The sequence below is a fragment of the Streptomyces sp. KR80 genome (genome assembly GCF_052245555.1).
Classification (GTDB): domain Bacteria; phylum Actinomycetota; class Actinomycetes; order Streptomycetales; family Streptomycetaceae; genus Streptomyces.
Genome location: NZ_JBQQCD010000041.1, coordinates 1 through 16,755, shown reverse-complemented (window position 1 = coordinate 16,755; position 16,755 = coordinate 1). Strand labels below are relative to the sequence as shown.

Genomic DNA, 16,755 nt, shown 5'->3' with positions numbered 1-16,755 from the left:
CGCCGCCAGCGTTCGTCCTGAGCCAGGATCAAACTCTCCGTGAATGCTTTCCGGGTCACCCCGGCAACACCACGAGAGCGGAACAGCCGGAGGAATAATCCCGACCGTTCACAGCATCCTCGCTGTGTATTTCTTCAAAGGAACCTCATCTCCCGAAAGAGACGGGGTATCAACATATCTGGCGTTGACTTTTGGCACGCTGTTGAGTTCTCAAGGAACGGACGCTTCCTTCAGACCCGCCACCGGGCCCTCCGGGCGCTTCCCTTCGGTATTTCCAACTTACCAGATTCTCACCCGGCCGTTACCCGGTCCGGATTGCTTCCAGTGGCCGTTGGAAAGGCCTTGCCTTTCGGCTGATCCGACATTATCAGATTTCTCCGAGTCGGAATTCCGAACCCATCCGAGGCTACCCGGGCACACAGTCGCGCCGGGTCCTCGTCCATGGGCGGAGCCGTAAACCTACTGGACGGCTGTCCCGGAGGCAAATCGGCCCCGGGACAACCGTCCATTCGTGTGATGGCGCGTCAGACCTCTACCACCACAGGGAGGATCATCGGCCGCCGACGGTAGGACTCGGACACCCACTTGCCCACCGCGCGTCGGATCAGTTGCTGCAGCTGGTGGGGCTCGACGATGCCATCCTGAGCCGACTTGGCCAGTGACTCCTCGATCTTCGGGATCACGTCACCGAAGGCCGCGTCCTCGATGCCCGACCCTCGGGCATGAACGTGCGGGCCACCCACGATCTTCCCGCTCGTGCTGTCCACGACCACGAACACGGAGATGATGCCCTCTTCGCCGAGGATGCGGCGGTCCTTGAGCGAGGATTCCGTGACATCGCCGACCGAGAGCCCGTCGACGTAGACATATCCCGCCTGGACCTTCCCGGCGATCTTGGCGGTGCCGTCGACGAGATCGACCACGACGCCGTCCTCGGCGATGACGACCCGGTCCTTGGGCACCCCGGTCAGCGCGCCCAGCTCGGCATTCGCCCGCAGATGGCGCCACTCGCCGTGCACCGGCATCAGGTTGCGCGGCTTGCAGATGTTGTAGAAGTACAGCAGTTCACCGGCCGAGGCGTGGCCGGAGACGTGCACCTTCGCATTGCCCTTGTGGACGACGTTCGCGCCCCATCGGGTGAGTCCGTTGATCACGCGGTAGACCGCGTTCTCATTGCCCGGGATCAGAGAGGACGCGAGGATCACCGTGTCGCCGGGGACAATACGGATCTGGTGGTCGCGGTTGGCCATCCGTGACAACGCGGCCATCGGCTCGCCTTGCGACCCGGTGCAGACCAGCACGACCTCGTCGTCCGGGAGGTCGTCGAGCGTCTTGACGTCGACGACGAGTTGCGCCGGAACCCGCAGGTAGCCCAGATCACGGGCGATGCCCATGTTCCGGACCATCGAGCGCCCGACGAAGGCCACCCGCCTCCCGTACTCGTGTGCGGCGTCCAGGATCTGCTGGATCCGGTGCACATGGCTGGCGAAGCTGGCGACGATGATCCTTCGCTGCGCACTGGCGAAGACGGTGCGCAGGACGCTGGAGATGTCGCGCTCGGGTGGGACGAAGCCCGGCACTTCGGCGTTCGTCGAGTCGGAGAGCAGCAGGTCGATGCCCTCCTCGCCGAGTCGCGCGAAGGCCGGCAAGTCGGTGAGGCGGCCGTCGAGCGGCAGCTGGTCCATCTTGAAGTCGCCGGTGTGCACCACCACGCCGGCCGGGGTGCGGATGGCGACCGCCAGAGCGTCCGGGATGGAGTGATTGACCGCGACGAATTCGCAGTCGAAGGGACCGATGCGCTCGCGATGCCCCTCTGCGACTTGGAGGGTGTAGGGGCGAATGCGGTGTTCCTGGAGCTTCGCCTCGATAAGGGCGAGGGTCAGTTTGGAACCGATCAGCGGGATGTCCGACTTCTCGCGGAGCAGGTACGGAACGCCGCCGATGTGGTCCTCGTGGCCGTGCGTGAGCACGATGCCGTCGATGTCGTCGAGGCGGTCCCGGATGATCGTGAAGTCCGGGAGGATCAGGTCGACTCCGGGCTGCTCCTCCTCGGGGAAGAGCACTCCGCAGTCGACGATCAGCAGACGACCGCCGTATTCGAAGACCGTCATATTGCGGCCGATTTCGCCGAGGCCGCCGAGCGGGGTGACGCGAAGGCCGCCCTCGGGAAGCTCCGGCGGGGGGCCGAGCTCGGGGTGCGGATGGCTCAAAAGACTCTCCTCACCACGCACGCCACCTGCCCCGCCATGGGGACACGTGGCGCGCGTGACATTCGTGCACTTGCAGTTCGTTGTCGATATGTAGTTGTGAAGTCCATGGTGTTTACAGCTGTACCCCGCCTGCGGCGAGATCCCGCTTGAGCTGCTCTGTCTCCTCGGGGGACAGCTCCACGAGAGGCAGCCGCAGTGGCCCGCCGGGCAGGCCCTGGAGAGCGAGCGCCGCCTTGGTGGTGATGACGCCCTGGGTCCGGAACATCCCGGTGAAGACCGGGAGCAGCTGCTGGTGGATCTCGGTCGCCTTGGTCACATCGCCGTTGAGGTGGGCGTCCAGCAGGGCGCGCAGTTCCGGCGTGACGACATGGCCGACGACGGAGACGAAGCCGATGGCGCCGACCGAGAGCAACGGGAGGTTCAGCATGTCGTCGCCGGAGTACCAGGCGAGACCGCTGCGGGCGATGGCCCAGCTGGCACGACCGAGGTCGCCCTTGGCGTCCTTGTTCGCGACGATGCGCGGGTGATCGGCGAGCCGGACAATGGTCTCGGTGTTGATCGGGACACCGCTGCGGCCGGGGATGTCGTACAGCATGACCGGCAGGTCGGTGGCGTCGGCGATGGCGCTGAAGTGCCGGAACAGGCCCTCCTGCGGAGGCTTGCTGTAGTACGGAGTGACGGCCAGCAGACCATGGGCGCCGGCCTCCTGGGCGGCGCGGGCCAGCTCGACGCTATGCCGGGTGTCATTGGTTCCTGCGCCGGCCACCACGTGGGCGCGATCACCGACGGCCTCCACCACGGCCCGCACGAGCCGCGCTTTCTCCGCATCGCTGGTGGTCGGGGACTCGCCCGTGGTGCCGTTGACGACGATCCCGTCGTTCCCGGCGTCCACCAGGTGGGCGGCGAGCCGCTGCGCGCCGTCGGTGTCCAGTTCGCCGTCGTTCGTGAACGGCGTGACCATCGCGGTCAGGACCCGTCCGAAGGGGGTCTGCGGTGTGGAGGTCGGAGCCATGGGTCCCACGCTACTCGCAGCTGCAAGTGAGGTGCGCCCTCGGGGGACCGGTATGCGGATCCCGGCACTGCCTGCTCGGGGGTTCAAGCAGTGCCGGGTCCGTAAATTCAGCCTAGATGAACTTCACGAAACGTCGCAATACGGACACCTCCGGCTGCCGATCCCAACATGGCCGAGATACGTGCGCTACGGGGCGACCCGCCCATTGGCATTGAAAGCAGCGTGGGTCAGCGGCATCAGCCGCGCCCAGTGCGCCTCCATCTTCTCGCCCACCATCTCGATCTCCCGCTGCGGGAAGGACGGCACGGCCGCCTGCTCGTGCTGCGTGCGCAGGCCCAGGAAGTGCATCAGCGAGCGGGCGTTGCACGTCGCGTACATCGAGGAGAAGAGCCCGACGGGCAGGACCGAACGCGCCACTTCGCGGGCGACTCCCGCATCCAGCATCTCCTGGTACGCCTCGTACGCGTCCCGGTAGGCGCTCTCCATGACGCGCCCGGTCAGCTCGTGCTGCGCCTGGGTGCCCTCGACGAACTCGTACTTGCCGGGGCGGCCCTGCTGGACGAGTTTGCGGGCCTCCCCCGGCACGTAGAAGACCGGCTGCAGCTCGCGGTAGCGACCGGACTCCTCGTTGTACGACCAGCCGACGCGGTGGCGCATGAACTCGCGGAAGACGAAGATCGGCGCGCTGATGAAGAACGTCATCGAGTTGTGCTCGAACGGGCTGCCGTGCCGGTCGCGCATCAGAAAGTTGATCAACCCTTTTGATCGCTCCGGGTCCTTCTTGAGCTCGTCCAGGGACTGCTCGCCTGCCGTCGAGACCCGGGCGGCCCACAGCACGTCGCTGTCCGCTGCGCTGTGCTTCACCAGCTCGACGGTCACATCGCTGCGGAAGCTGGGCTTGGCGCTCTCGGCGGGGGTGTCGGTCACCGGCGGGGTCCTTCCAGTCGCATCGCTCGGGCGGCGCCCAGCTTACGACCCGGCACCGACAGCCTGGACGCGCGACAGAAGTCGCCGTGAAACGGCACCTACGGGGCGATTCTTGCGTCTTCATGGGCAAGAGTCCGCATCGAGTATGTGTGAGGAGTGCCCGTCGTGTTCCGCCGACGAGAACCCGTACCGTTCTCCCCCAGCTACCTCCCCCAGCTACCGCTGGGAGGGGCCCCCAGGGAGGGGCCCCCAGTCGCCGAGGCCGATCGTTTCCGCAGCAATGTCCAGCCGCCGCCGCGCCGACGTGCCGACCTGCCGCAGATCGCAGGGCGGACCCTGCTGGGGCTGACGGTCGTTGCCGGGCTGGTCGGAGCGCTGCTGTTCGGGTCGCCTGCACTCGAGGTCCCCCGGCCGGGCACGGATCAGGCGTCCCAGTCCGAGCCGAACGACAGCCGTTGAGCGAGGCGGCGGCCGACCGGCCGACTGCCGACCCGGGGGTGGTCGGGACCCCCGGAGCATCGATAGCCTCACCGGGCACAGCCCCATCGAGTGTGCATACGAATGAGGTCCAGCGGTGCCCCTCCCCTTCCTGACGGCCGATCGTGCCTTCGACGCCTCCGGTGATGCCGTCGACGATGCCGCGCTGCCGTACGACGACCGGGACCGCTGGCGGCGTCCGTACCGCCCGGGGCCCTGGCGGGTCGGCATCGCGGCGATTCTGCTGCTGCTCGCCTCGTATCTGCTGTTCGCCGCGATGATCGTCGCCTTCGCGGGTGCGCTGCCGGGGGCCGGGGTGTGCGTGACCACGGCCGCGGTGGTGATCGCGATCGCGGTACGGCTGCTGCGCACCGGCGTGTGGGTGAACGAGCAGGGGCTCCGCCGGGTGGGCCTCTTCGCGACCACGACCCTCCCGTGGTCTCAGGTCGCGGAGGTGCGGACCATGCAGCAGCCCGTGAAGTGGCTCGGGATGCCCCGGACCGTACAGGGCCAGGCTCTGCTGGCCATACCTACCGTGGGCGAGCCGCTGCGGCCGCTGATCACCGACCACAACGCGGATTTCCTCGGCCGTATGGAGGCCTTCGACATGGCGGCGGACGCCGTCGAGGGATGGGCGGCCGAATACCGGACCTGAGCGAGCCCCCGGCCTGGCAGCCCCCAGGCAGCTGTACCAGCTAGGCCGTGGCCCCACCGCCGTCGGCCCGGTGCAGGGCGATGGCCCGCTGCATGGCCTTCCGCGCCCGCGGAGTGTCCCGCGCGTCGTGGTAGGCGACCGCGAGCCGGAACCACGCCCGCCAGTCCCCCGGCGACTCCTCCGTCTCGGCCCGCCTCTTGGCGAAGACGGCGTCGGCCGAGTCCCGGTCGATGCGCCCACCGGGGGTCCGCACCAACTCGTCGACCGGCAGACCGCCCTCGGCCGCCAGCTCCCGCGCGAGCCGTTCGGCGTTCCGCGCGAACTGCGTCGCCTGCCAGAGGAACCACACGCCGATCAGCGGCAGCACCAGTACGGACGCACCGAAGACGACGGTCACGGCGGTCCCCTGCCGGATGAGCATGACGCCGCGGCTGCCGACCAGCACGAAGTAGCCGACCAGAACCGCCGCGAGAACGAAATACGTGATCTTTGCGCGCACTGCCACCACTACCGTTGTCGGTTCTCAGCCCAGATCGAGGAAGTTCTCCAGGCCGAAGGTCAGCCCGGGGGTGGAGATCACGCGCCGCACGCCGAGCAGGATGCCCGGCATGAAGCAGCTGTGGTGCAGCGAGTCGTGCCTGATGGTGAGCGTCTCACCGGGTTCGCCGAAGAGGACCTCCTGGTGCGCCAGCAGGCCCCGCAGGCGTACGGCGTGCACCGGCACCCCGTCCACGTCGGCGCCCCGCGCGCCCTCCAGGGCCGTGGTCGTCGCGTCGGGCTGCGGCGGGCAGCCCGCCTCGCGCCGGGCCTCGGCGATCAGCTGAGCGGTACGGGTCGCGGTGCCGGACGGGGCGTCCGCCTTGTTCGGATGGTGCAACTCGACGACCTCGACGGACTCGAAGAAGCGGGCCGCCTGCCGGGCGAAGGTCATGGTGAGCACGGCGCCGATGGAGAAGTTCGGAGCGATGAGCACCCCGGTCGACGGGGAGGCGTCGAGCCAGCCGCGAAGCCGCGCCAGCCGCTCGTCGGTCCATCCGGTGGTGCCGACGACTCCGTGGATGCCGTTCGTCACGCAGAACTCGAGGTTGGCCATGACCGCGTCGGGGTGGGTGAGGTCGACGGCGACCTGGGCACCCGCCTCGGTCAGCGACTCCAGCTTGTCGCCCCGGTCCAGTGCGGCCACCAGCTCCATGTCCTCGGCGGCCTGCACGGCCCGCACGGCCTCGGAGCCGATCCGGCCCTTGGCTCCCATCACGGCCACGCGCAGCTTGCTGCTCATCGTCTGTGCTTCCTTCGTCGGGCTTCCGTCGGGCTTCCGTCGGGCTTCGTGGGCGCGTTATGCGACGGCGTCGTCCAGTCTCGTCGCCTGCTTGTCCTTCAGCGGACCGATGACGGACAGGGACGGGCGGTGTCCCAGCACCTCACGGGCCACGTCCCGGACGTCGTCCGGGGTGACGGCGGCTATCCGCCGCAGCATCTCGTCGACCGACAGCTGTTCGCCCCAGCACAGCTCGCTCTTGCCGATGCGATTCATCAGCGCGCCCGTGTCCTCCAGCCCCAGCACCGTGGAACCGGAGAGCTGCCCGATCGCCCGGTGCAGCTCGTCGTCGCTCAAGCCGTGCTCGGCGACCTGGTCGAGCTCGTCGCGGCAGATCTTGAGCAGCTCGTCGACCTGGTTCGGGCGGCAGCCCGCGTACACACCGAAGAGGCCGCAGTCGGCAAACCCGGTGGTGTAGGAGTACACGGAGTAGGCAAGGCCGCGCTTCTCCCGGACCTCCTGGAAGAGGCGGGAGCTCATGCCGCCGCCGAGCGCCGTGTTCAGGACGCCGAGCGCCCAGCGCCGGTCGTCGGTGCGCGGGATGCCGGGCATGCCGAGCACGACGTGCGCCTGCTCGGTCCTGCGGCCGAGGACGTCCACGCGGCCGGCGGTACGGATCGTGCGCGCGCCGGAGCGGGGACCGACGGGAGTGGCGTCCTCGTCGGCGAGGGCACCCGCCCGCTCGAATGCGGCGCGGACCTGGCGTACGACCCGGGCGTGGTCGATGTTGCCCGCAGCGGCGACGATCAGGTGGGTGGGGTCGTAGTGCTTCCGGTAGAAGCGGGCGACCCGGTCCCGGCTGAGGCCGGTGACCGTGTCGACCGTGCCGAGGACGGGGCGGCCCAGCGGGCTCTCGCCGAACATGGTGCGCGCGAAGAGATCGTGCACGACGTCACTGGGGTCGTCCTCGGTCATCGCGATCTCCTCGAGGATGACGCCGCGCTCGGCGTCCACGTCCTCGGCGTCGATCAGCGAGCCGGTGAGCATGTCGCACACCACGTCGATGGCGAGCGGCAGGTCGGTGTCGAGCACCCGCGCGTAGTAGCAGGTGTACTCCTTCGCCGTGAAGGCGTTCATCTCGCCGCCGACCGCGTCGATCGCGGAGGAGATCTCCAGGGCCGTGCGCCGCTTCGTGCCCTTGAAGAGCAGGTGCTCGAGGTAGTGGGTCGTACCGTTCAGCGCCGGGGTCTCGTCACGGGAGCCGACATGGGCCCAGATGCCGAAGGTCGCGGAGCGCACGGACGGCAGGGTCTCCGTGATGACTCGCAAGCCCCCGGGGAGGACGGTCTTGCGGACCGTGCCGATGCCCTTCTCACCCTTGAGAAGCGTTTGGGTACGGGCGACGGCCCGCGCCTCCGAAGAGGTGCGGGCCGTCGCCTTGTGCGCACGGGACGTCACTTGGCAGCGTCGTCCTTCGACCGCGGCTTGTCCTCGGACGAGCCCGCGGCGGAACTGCTGCCGGACTCGGCCTCGCCCTCCTCGCCCTCGATCACGGGGATCAGGGAGAGCTTGCCGCGCTGGTCGATCTCGGCGATCTCGACCTGGACCTTCGCGCCGACCTTGAGCACGTCGTCGACGTTCTCCACGCGCTTGCCGCCGGCGAGCTTGCGGATCTGCGAGATGTGCAGCAGGCCGTCCTTGCCGGGCATCAGCGAGACGAACGCGCCGAAGGTGGTGGTCTTGACGACCGTGCCCAGGTAGCGCTCGCCGACCTCGGGCATCGTCGGGTTGGCGATGCCGTTGATGGTCGCCCGGGCGGCCTCGGCGGACGGACCGTCGGCGGCACCGATGTAGATGGTGCCGTCGTCCTCGATGGTGATCTCGGCGCCAGTGTCCTCCTGGATCTGGTTGATCATCTTGCCCTTGGGGCCGATGACCTCGCCGATCTTGTCCACCGGGATCTTGACGGTGATGATCCGCGGGGCGTGCGGGGACATCTCGTCGGGCCGGTCGATGGCCTCCATCATCACGTCGAGGATGTGCAGACGGGCGTCGCGGGCCTGCTTGAGGGCCGCGGCCAGCACGGACGCCGGGATGCCGTCCAGCTTGGTGTCCAGCTGCAGGGCGGTGACGAACTCCTTGGTGCCGGCGACCTTGAAGTCCATGTCACCGAAGGCGTCCTCCGCACCGAGGATGTCGGTCAGGGTGACGTAGTGCGTCTCGCCGTCGACCTCCTGGGAGATCAGACCCATGGCGATACCGGCGACCGGGGCCTTGAGCGGCACACCGGCGTTCAGCAGCGACATGGTCGAGGCGCAGACCGAGCCCATGGAGGTCGAGCCGTTGGAGCTGAGCGCCTCGGAGACCTGGCGGATGGCGTACGGGAAGTCCTCACGGGCCGGGAGCACCGGCAGCAGCGCCCGCTCGGCGAGCGCGCCGTGGCCGATCTCGCGGCGCTTGGGGGAGCCGACGCGACCGGTCTCGCCGGTGGAGTACGGCGGGAAGTTGTAGTTGTGCATGTAGCGCTTGCGCGTCTCGGGCGACAGCGTGTCCAGCTGCTGCTCCATGCGCAGCATGTTGAGCGTGGTGATGCCCAGGATCTGGGTCTCGCCGCGCTCGAACAGCGCCGAGCCGTGCACCCGCGGGACCGGCTCGACCTCGGCGGCGAGCGTACGGATGTCCGTGACGCCGCGGCCGTCGATGCGGACCTTGTCCTTGATGACGCGCTCGCGCACCAGGGTCTTGGTCAGCGAGCGGTACGCAGCGGAGATCTCCTTCTCGCGGCCCTCGAACTGCGGCAGCAGCTTCTCGGCGGCCAGCGCCTTGACGCGGTCCAGCTCGGCCTCGCGCTCATGCTTGCCGGCGATGGTCAGCGCCTGGGCGAGCTCGTCGCGGACGGAGTTGGTCAGCGCCTCCAGGACGTCGTCCTGGTGGTCGAGGAAGATCGGGAACTCGCCGGTCGGCTTGGCGGCCTTGGCGGCGAGGTCCGACTGCGCCTTGCAGAGGACCTTGATGAACGGCTTCGCGGCCTCGAGCCCGGCGGCGACGATCTCCTCCGTGGGGGCCTGGCCGCCGTCCTTGACCAGCTGCACCGTCTTGTCGGTGGCCTCCGCCTCGACCATCATGATCGCGACGTCGCCGTCCTCGAGCACCCGCCCGGCCACGACCATGTCGAAGACGGCGTCCTCGAGCTCGGTGTGGGTCGGGAAGGCCACCCACTGGCCCTTGATCAGGGCGACGCGGGTGCCGCCGATCGGGCCGGAGAAGGGCAGGCCGGCCAGCTGCGTGGAGCAGGAGGCGGCGTTGATCGCGACCACGTCGTAGAGGTGGTCGGGGTTGAGCGCCATGACCGTCTCGACGATCTGGATCTCGTTGCGCAGCCCCTTCTTAAAGGACGGGCGCAGCGGCCGGTCGATCAGGCGGCAGGTGAGGACTGCGTCCTCGGACGGCCGGCCCTCACGGCGGAAGAACGAACCCGGGATGCGACCGGCGGCGTACATCCGCTCCTCGACGTCGACCGTCAGCGGGAAGAAGTCGAGCTGGTCCTTGGGGTTCTTCGATGCCGTGGTGGCCGACAGCACCATGGTGTCGTCGTCCAGGTAGGCCACGGCGGAGCCGGCGGCCTGGCGGGCCAGGCGGCCCGTTTCGAAGCGGATGGTGCGGGTGCCGAAGGAGCCGTTGTCGATGACGGCCTCGGCGTAGTGGGTCTCGTTCTCCACCAGGAAAATCTCCTCGTCTGCGTCCCCGCGCGCGTGCGGGGGACGGTTACGGCGGAGCGCCTCCTGTGCGGGCCGGTCTTCGATCGAAGCTCCCGGGATTGCTGCCTCCCGAGGGCCACTACCGAGGACCGGCGGCGGGTGGGGCGCCCCTCCTCGTTGTTCGGTGTGCTGTTCCGTTATGACGTTGTGCGACCAGACTACAAAGCTTCGGCCGTCCTCACGACGGCTGGAGCCACGACGCATACGGCGAAGGGAGCGGCCCCCCTCGTATGGGAGCCGCTCCCTCCATCACGTCTTACTTGGCGCCCGCGGCACCGCGGCGGATGCCGAGGCGCTCCACCAGCTGGCGGAAGCGGGTGATGTCCTTCTTCGCCAGGTACTGCAGCAGCCGGCGGCGCTGGCCGACCAGGAGCAGCAGACCCCGGCGGGAGTGGTGGTCGTGCTTGTGGGTCTTCAGGTGCTCCGTCAGGTCGGTGATCCGACGGGTCAGCATCGCGACCTGGACCTCGGGGGAGCCGGTGTCGCCCTCCTTGGTGGCGAACTCGGTCATGATCTGCTTCTTCGTAGCGGCGTCGAGCGACACTCGGTACTCCTAAAGGTCTTCGTTTCGGCCACCGAGTGCCCCTGGTCTTGGTCTCAGGGGAGCTTCCGGGACTCGGGAGGCGGGGCTCGCTGGGCGCTGCCTCCAGATGCTCCGGGGGCGCGTACACACACGGCCGTCACCCAGAGTACCAGCCCCTAGCAGGTGCTCTTGCCCCCTCACCGGCACCCGGTCACCGGGGTCCCGGCTAGCTGGTCAGGCTCCGTGCCGAGGCGTAGACGTCCAGCACCGCCAGGCACAGGGGCACCAGGGACAGCAGCACGACACCGTCGAAGATGTCGAGCATCCGGCCCCAGAACGGTGACAGGCCCTTGCGCGGGACGATCAGGCCCACGGCGACCAGGAGCGCGGCGCCCAGGGCGATGCTGCCGGTGAACCACACGGTGCGGATGTTGAGCGGCCCGTCGTCCCCTTCCTTGTACAGGGACTGGAGGGCCTCTACCGGCGGGTCGAGGGCGATCCCGAGGATCAGCAGCAGGATGGTGGCAAGGCCCGCGATCAGCAGACAGGCGACCTGCGAGGTGTAGTCGAAGAGCCGTGCGCGCAGCAGCGTGGCCACACCGGCGGAGAGGGCCAGGAGCTGCGCCCAGACGTTGTCGGAGAAGCCGAGCACCACGCCGGCGGCGCCGACGACGAGGGCAGCGCAGCCCGCGACCAGGCCGAGCAGGAGTTCGTGGCCGCGGCGGGCCTGGGCCCCTATCCGCTGGTAGTCGACGGACTCCTCGTCCGGTGCCCCGCCCCGGCGGTCGTAGTCCCGCCCCTGGGCGATCTGGTCGGGCGAGCGGTAACCGATGGGGAGCCGGGCGAACCTCGCGGACATACCGGGCAGCCAGGCCACCACGGCGATACCGACGATGGCGGTGACGGCGGCGACCTCACGAGGCGGCGCGTCGGTGAGGATCGCGGCGAACGTGGCCAGCGTGCCGATGGCGGCGAGGAAGGCGCCGGCCACGAAGGGCGAGTCACCATGCGGGAGCAGCACCACCAGCAGGACCGAGGCGATGAGGACGACCACGCAGCCGACGAGGAAGTGCAGCCGGCCGGGGCCTTCGCCGTCGTCCACGCCGAAGATCCCGGAGCCGGCGAGCAACAGGTGCGGGAGGGCGGCGAGTCCGAGCGCGATGGCGGACCGGTGGTCGTCGTAGACCCGGGCCCGTACGCCGGCGAGCGTGACCAGGGCGATGCCGGTGACGCCGGCGATGATGCCCGGCAGCCGGTGCATGTCGCGCTCCAGCGGGTTCGAGAACCACAGCGCGAAGGCCATCATGACCAGCAGCAGCACACCGGCGGTGAGACCGGCGACGTTCATCAGCTCGTCGCTCCAGCGACGGCGGTTCCGCTTGACCGCGGAGGCGATGGCGTCGGAGACGTCGTCGTAGACGGCGGAGGGCAACGACTCGGCGAACGGGCGCAGGAGCAGCAGGTCGCCGTCGAGGATGCGCTGCTCGGCGAGCGACCGGCCGGGGTCCAGCACCGTGCCGTCGCGGCGCACCAGGTGATAGCCGGTCGGGGCGCCTTCGGCCTGTGATTGGCCGGACAGCCGCAGAATCTCCGGGTAGATGTCGACGAGTGCGACGTCCTCGGGCAGCGCCACGTCGATCCGTGCGTCCGGCGCAGCGACTGTGACCCGGCAGAAGCCGGTCCCTGCGGTCGTGCTCACCTGGCGGTTCCCCCTCGTCCGTGGTGGATGTTGTTCTGGCGCCGACGGGACAGCAGACGGCGGCGGTGCGTCAGCGTACCGCTCACCCGGGTCAAGGCCCCCACCCACCCCTGCGGTTGACTTCAATCAGTAGGATCACCGAGCTGTGCCAACGGCGAAGAAACATTGGCCGGGGGGACCGTTCGATTACGGGGGCGGTCCGAACTGCGATCTGCGTGAAGGACTGGTGCCACGGTGAGCGTGATGATCGTCAAGCGCCCGCCTCGGGCTCTGCCGCCCGAAGTCCCCAGCGAGGAGGTGACACTCGAGGCTCCCCCTGAGATCCCGCGCGAGGGGGACAACAACCTGATGATGAACCTGCTCCCCATGCTGGGCATGTTCTCGTCGGCTGCGTTCTTCTTCATGCCGAACATCGCACCGTTCATGAAGATCATGGGCGGGATGATGTGCCTGTCGGCCGTGATCATGGCGGTTGTGCAGGTTGTGAAGGCTCGGCAAGGACCTGCGGGACAGATGGTGCAGGAGCGCCAGGACTATCTGAAGTACCTGGCGCAGAAGCGCAGGGAGGTCCGGCGCACTGCCCGTCGGCAGCGTGACGCCCAGCTGTTCATCCACCCGAGCCCGGACCAGCTGTGGTCGGTCGTCGCCGAGGGCAAGCGGGTATGGGAACGGCGTGCCTCGGACGCGGACTTCGCGCAGGTACGGGTGGGCCTCGGGCCGCAGCAGCTGGCGACGCCGCTGAAGGCCCCCGAGACGGCGCCGGTGGATGAGCTGGAGCCGCTCACCGCGCATGCGATGAAGCAGTTCCTGGCCGTGCACGGCACGTTGGAGGAGCTGCCGCTGGCGGTCTCCCTGCGCGCCTTCTATCACCTGACGGTGTCGGGCGACCCGGACACCGTCTACGGGACGTCACGCGCCATGCTGGCCCAGCTGTGCACACTCCACTCCCCCGAGGACCTGGTCGTGGCGGTCGTCGCCGCACCCGGCGCCCAGGCCGAGTGGGAGTGGGCGAAGTGGCTGCCGCACGCGCAGGATGCGTCCCTGGACGGCGCCGGGACGCGCCGTCTGATCGTGGACGACCTCGGCGTGGTCGAGGAGCTGCTCGCGGACGAGCTGGACGGCCGCGGCCGCTTCAACCCGCAGGGACCGCCGGTGGCGGACACCCCGCACGTGGTGATCGTGCTGGACGGCGGCTCGGTCCCGGCCGACTCCGTGATCGCCGGAGCCGAAGGCCTCCAGGGCGTGACGATCCTCGAGGTCGTGCCCGGCGAACTGGACGAGATGCGCAGCTCGCTCGCCATCCAGGTGCGGCCGGACAAGCTGGCCCTGGAGTCGGCGAGCGGAGCGACCTACACCGGGACCCCCGACGTGCTCTCGGTCTCCGAGGCCGAGTCGCTGGCGCGCCAACTCGCCCCGCTGCGGGCGGGCACCGCCGACGGCGACGAACCGCTGCTGGCCAACCTGGACTTCACCGACCTGATGAACATCGGCGACGCCGGTTCGGTCGACGTCTCCCGGACCTGGCGGCCACGGACGCTGCCCGAGCGGCTGCGGGTGCCGATCGGCCTCGGCCAGGACGGTCAGCCGGTCATGCTCGACGTCAAGGAAGCCTCGCAGCAGGGCATGGGCCCGCACGGCCTGTGCGTCGGTGCCACCGGTTCGGGTAAGTCGGAGCTGTTGCGCACCCTGGTGCTGGGTCTGGCGGTCACTCACTCCTCCGAGACGCTCAACTTCATCCTCGCGGACTTCAAGGGCGGCGCGACCTTCACGGGCATGGCCGACATGCCGCACGTGGCGGCGGTCATCACCAACCTGGCCGACGACCTCACCATGGTCGACCGGATGCGCGATGCGATCACCGGTGAGCTGCAGCGCCGTCAGGAACTGCTGCGCTCGGCGGGCAACTACGCCAACATCACCGACTACGAGAAGGCGCGTGCCGCGGGGGCTCCGCTCGAGCCGCTGGCCTCGCTGGTGATGGTCCTCGACGAGTTCAGCGAGCTGCTGACCGCCAAGCCCGACTTCATCGACATGTTCATCCAGATCGGCCGGATCGGCCGTTCGCTGGGTGTGCACATGCTGCTCGCCTCGCAGCGCCTGGAAGAGGGCAAGCTGCGCGGCCTGGACACCTTCCTGTCGTACCGGATCGGTCTGCGCACCTTCTCGGCGGCCGAGTCCCGTACGGCGATCGGTGTTCCGGACGCCTACCACCTGCCGAACGTCCCCGGTGCGGGCATCCTCAAGTACGACACCGAGACGATGGTCCAGTTCAAGGCCGCGTACGTGTCCGGCGCGTACCGCGCGGGCAGTGGTGGGAGCCGCGGCGGCGGCAGCCGTACGAACCGGCTGCCCGTCCCGTTCACCGCGGCGCAGGTCGAGCGGCACATCATCGAGGAGCCGACGCCGGAGCCGGTCGCGCCGCAGCAGGACGACGCGCTCGCCGACACCGTTCTGGACGTCATCGTCCAGCGGCTGCAGGGCCAGGGTCCGCCCGCACACCAGGTCTGGCTGCCGCCGCTGGAGGAGTCGCCGTCGGTCAACCAGCTGCTCCCGGCGCTCTCGGTCACCCCGGAACGCGGGGTGCACGCAACGGAGTACACGGCGCTCGGCAAGCTCGTCGTACCGGTCGCGATCGTGGACAAGCCGTTCGAGCAGCGCCGCGACGTGATGTATCTGGACTTCTCGGGTTCGGCCGGTCACGGTCTGGTCGTCGGTGGTCCGCAGTCCGGCAAGTCCACGCTGCTGCGCAGCGCCATCGCGGCGTTCGCGCTGACCCACACCCCGGTCGAAGTGCAGTTCTACTGCCTGGACTTCGGCGGCGGCGGCATGCTGGCCCTCGACGGCCTGCCGCAAGTGGGCGGGGTCGCCTCCCGGCTCGATGCGGAGAAGGTACGCCGTACGGTCTCCGAGGTCGTCGGCATCCTCAATGAGCGTGAGGAGTTCTTCCGGGACAACAACATCGACTCGATCAACACCTACCGGCAGCGCCGGGCGGCCGGTCAGTACCCGGACCAGAAGTGGGGCGATGTCTTCCTGGTCATCGACGGCTGGTCGACCTTCAAGACCGACTACGAGCAGCTCGACCCGGTGATCCTCGACATCGCCGGACGCGGTCTCGGCTTCGGTGTCCACCTGATCCTCGGGGCCGCACGCTACACCGAAGTCCGGCCCGCGCTGCGGGACCAGCTGCTCAACCGCGTCGAGCTGCGGCTGGGCGACCCGATGGAGTCGGAGTTCGACCGCAAGCGGGCGGAGAACGTGCCCATCGGCAAGCCGGGCCGTGGTCTGTCGCCGGAGAAGCTCAACTTCCTGGCCGCCCTGCCGCGGCTGGACGGCTCCACCGACCCGGACACCCTCGGCGAGGGCATGGCCCATCTGGTCGCCACCGTCTCCGAACACTGGACCGGACCGGCGGCGCCGCCCGTGCGCATGCTGCCCACCCTGCTGCAGGTCCACGAACTGCCCAAGGGCGGCGACCACCCGGAGCGCGGCATCGCGATCGGCGTCGACGAGACGACCCTGTCCCCGGCGTTCATCGACTTCGAGACCGACCCGCTGTTCGTCATCTACGGCGAGAGCGAGTCCGGGAAGTCGTCGGTGCTGCGGCTGCTGGCCAAGCAGATCTCGGAGCGGTACGCCGCGGACAAGGCGCTGATGGTCGTCGCGGACTACCGGCGTGCGCTGCTCGGGGAGCTCCCCGAGAGCCATCTGTACAAGTACTGCGCGGCCGGACCTCAGCTGCAGGAGGTCCTCACCGGGCTGGCGGGCTCGCTGGGCCGCCGTATGCCGGGCCCGGACGTGACGCCGGAGCAGCTGCGCAACCGCAGCTGGTACGACCTGCCCGACGCGTTCGTCATCGTGGACGACTACGACCTGGTCGCGAGCGGTGCGAACCCGCTGCAGCCGCTGCTGGAGTACCTGCCGTTCGCGCGGGACCTGGGTCTGCGCCTGATTCTGGCGCGCAGCTCCTCGGGGGCCTCGCGGTCCTCGTTCGAGCCGGTGATGCAGCGTACGAAGGAGCTGGGTGCGCAGGGCCTGATCCTGTCGGGCGACCCGTCGGAGGGTCCGCTGATGGGGAACGTCAGGGCGACCAAGCTGACGCCTGGCCGGGGTCAGTTCGTCACGCGGAAGCGCGGTTCGCAGCTGGTCCAGACGGGCTGGCTGCCGACGCAGGGCTGAGGCCGGTCCGGCGAGCCATGCGGACGTGAACGAGAGCGGCGGTGGCACTCCCAAGGG

At 69.1% G+C, this 16,755-nt stretch carries 12 protein-coding genes; 3 read left to right on the top strand and 9 right to left on the bottom strand.

Features of this window, described 5'->3' with window-relative positions; all coding sequences use genetic code 11:
- Positions 1 to 524: 524 nt before the first annotated feature.
- From ACTWQI_RS29635 to thyX, 3 genes are all read right to left on the bottom strand, one after another.
- Positions 525 to 2,210: a ribonuclease J gene (locus tag ACTWQI_RS29635; protein WP_443275167.1), complete on the bottom strand. Its 1,686-nt coding sequence runs from the start codon at positions 2,208 to 2,210 to the stop codon at positions 525 to 527.
- A 112-nt stretch (positions 2,211 to 2,322) separates the two neighbouring features.
- Positions 2,323 to 3,222, bottom strand: a complete 900-nt coding sequence (dapA, locus tag ACTWQI_RS29630) for a 4-hydroxy-tetrahydrodipicolinate synthase (protein WP_443275165.1) — start codon at positions 3,220 to 3,222, stop codon at positions 2,323 to 2,325.
- Positions 3,223 to 3,408: 186 nt separating this feature from the next.
- Positions 3,409 to 4,149 (bottom strand): FAD-dependent thymidylate synthase, encoded by a 741-nt coding sequence (thyX, locus tag ACTWQI_RS29625; RefSeq protein WP_443275163.1) that lies wholly within the window; start codon positions 4,147 to 4,149, stop codon positions 3,409 to 3,411.
- 165 nt (positions 4,150 to 4,314) lie between these two features.
- Between thyX and ACTWQI_RS29620 the strand changes: the two genes are divergently transcribed.
- Positions 4,315 to 4,608 carry a hypothetical protein gene (locus ACTWQI_RS29620; protein WP_443275162.1) on the top strand — a complete coding sequence of 98 codons (294 nt, stop codon included), beginning with the start codon at positions 4,315 to 4,317 and terminating at the stop codon, positions 4,606 to 4,608.
- Positions 4,609 to 4,723: 115 nt separating this feature from the next.
- Positions 4,724 to 5,281 carry a PH domain-containing protein gene (locus ACTWQI_RS29615; RefSeq protein ID WP_443275160.1) on the top strand — a complete coding sequence of 186 codons (558 nt, stop codon included), beginning with the start codon at positions 4,724 to 4,726 and terminating at the stop codon, positions 5,279 to 5,281.
- A gap of 40 nt (positions 5,282 to 5,321) precedes the next feature.
- Here ACTWQI_RS29615 and ACTWQI_RS29610 read toward each other — a convergent pair whose 3' ends face one another.
- The 6 genes from ACTWQI_RS29610 to eccD form a co-directional block, all read right to left on the bottom strand.
- On the bottom strand, positions 5,322 to 5,780 hold the full coding sequence (locus tag ACTWQI_RS29610) for a hypothetical protein (RefSeq protein ID WP_443275169.1): 459 nt from the start codon (positions 5,778 to 5,780) through the stop codon (positions 5,322 to 5,324).
- Between the two features lie 24 nt (positions 5,781 to 5,804).
- Positions 5,805 to 6,560: a 4-hydroxy-tetrahydrodipicolinate reductase gene (gene dapB, locus ACTWQI_RS29605; protein WP_443275159.1), complete on the bottom strand. Its 756-nt coding sequence runs from the start codon at positions 6,558 to 6,560 to the stop codon at positions 5,805 to 5,807.
- Positions 6,561 to 6,617: 57 nt separating this feature from the next.
- Complete coding sequence (locus ACTWQI_RS29600; RefSeq protein ID WP_443275157.1) at positions 6,618 to 7,997, bottom strand: M16 family metallopeptidase; 1,380 nt, start codon at positions 7,995 to 7,997, stop codon at positions 6,618 to 6,620.
- Positions 7,994 to 10,258, bottom strand: coding sequence for a polyribonucleotide nucleotidyltransferase (locus ACTWQI_RS29595; protein WP_443275155.1), 2,265 nt, complete (start codon positions 10,256 to 10,258; stop codon positions 7,994 to 7,996). The genes ACTWQI_RS29600 and ACTWQI_RS29595 overlap by 4 nt, the downstream gene beginning before the upstream one ends.
- A 295-nt stretch (positions 10,259 to 10,553) precedes the next feature.
- Positions 10,554 to 10,841: a 30S ribosomal protein S15 gene (rpsO, locus tag ACTWQI_RS29590; protein WP_443275153.1), complete on the bottom strand. Its 288-nt coding sequence runs from the start codon at positions 10,839 to 10,841 to the stop codon at positions 10,554 to 10,556.
- Between the two features lie 205 nt (positions 10,842 to 11,046).
- Entirely contained in the window at positions 11,047 to 12,519 is a 1,473-nt protein-coding gene (eccD, locus tag ACTWQI_RS29585) for a type VII secretion integral membrane protein EccD (protein WP_443275151.1), read from the bottom strand.
- A gap of 234 nt (positions 12,520 to 12,753) precedes the next feature.
- Here eccD and eccCa point away from each other — a divergent pair, with 234 nt between their 5' ends.
- The gene (eccCa, locus tag ACTWQI_RS29580; RefSeq protein ID WP_443275149.1) at positions 12,754 to 16,698 is read left to right on the top strand and encodes a type VII secretion protein EccCa; all 3,945 of its coding nucleotides are present in this window, start codon (positions 12,754 to 12,756) and stop codon (positions 16,696 to 16,698) included.
- Positions 16,699 to 16,755: the final 57 nt, after the last annotated feature.

Excerpts from the sequence above, each read along its gene's own strand:
- dapA (WP_443275165.1), bottom strand. The coding sequence starts at position 3,222 with ATGGCTCCGACCTCCACACCGCAGACCCCCTTCGGACGGGTCCTGACC.
- dapB (WP_443275159.1), bottom strand. The coding sequence starts at position 6,560 with ATGAGCAGCAAGCTGCGCGTGGCCGTGATGGGAGCCAAGGGCCGGATC.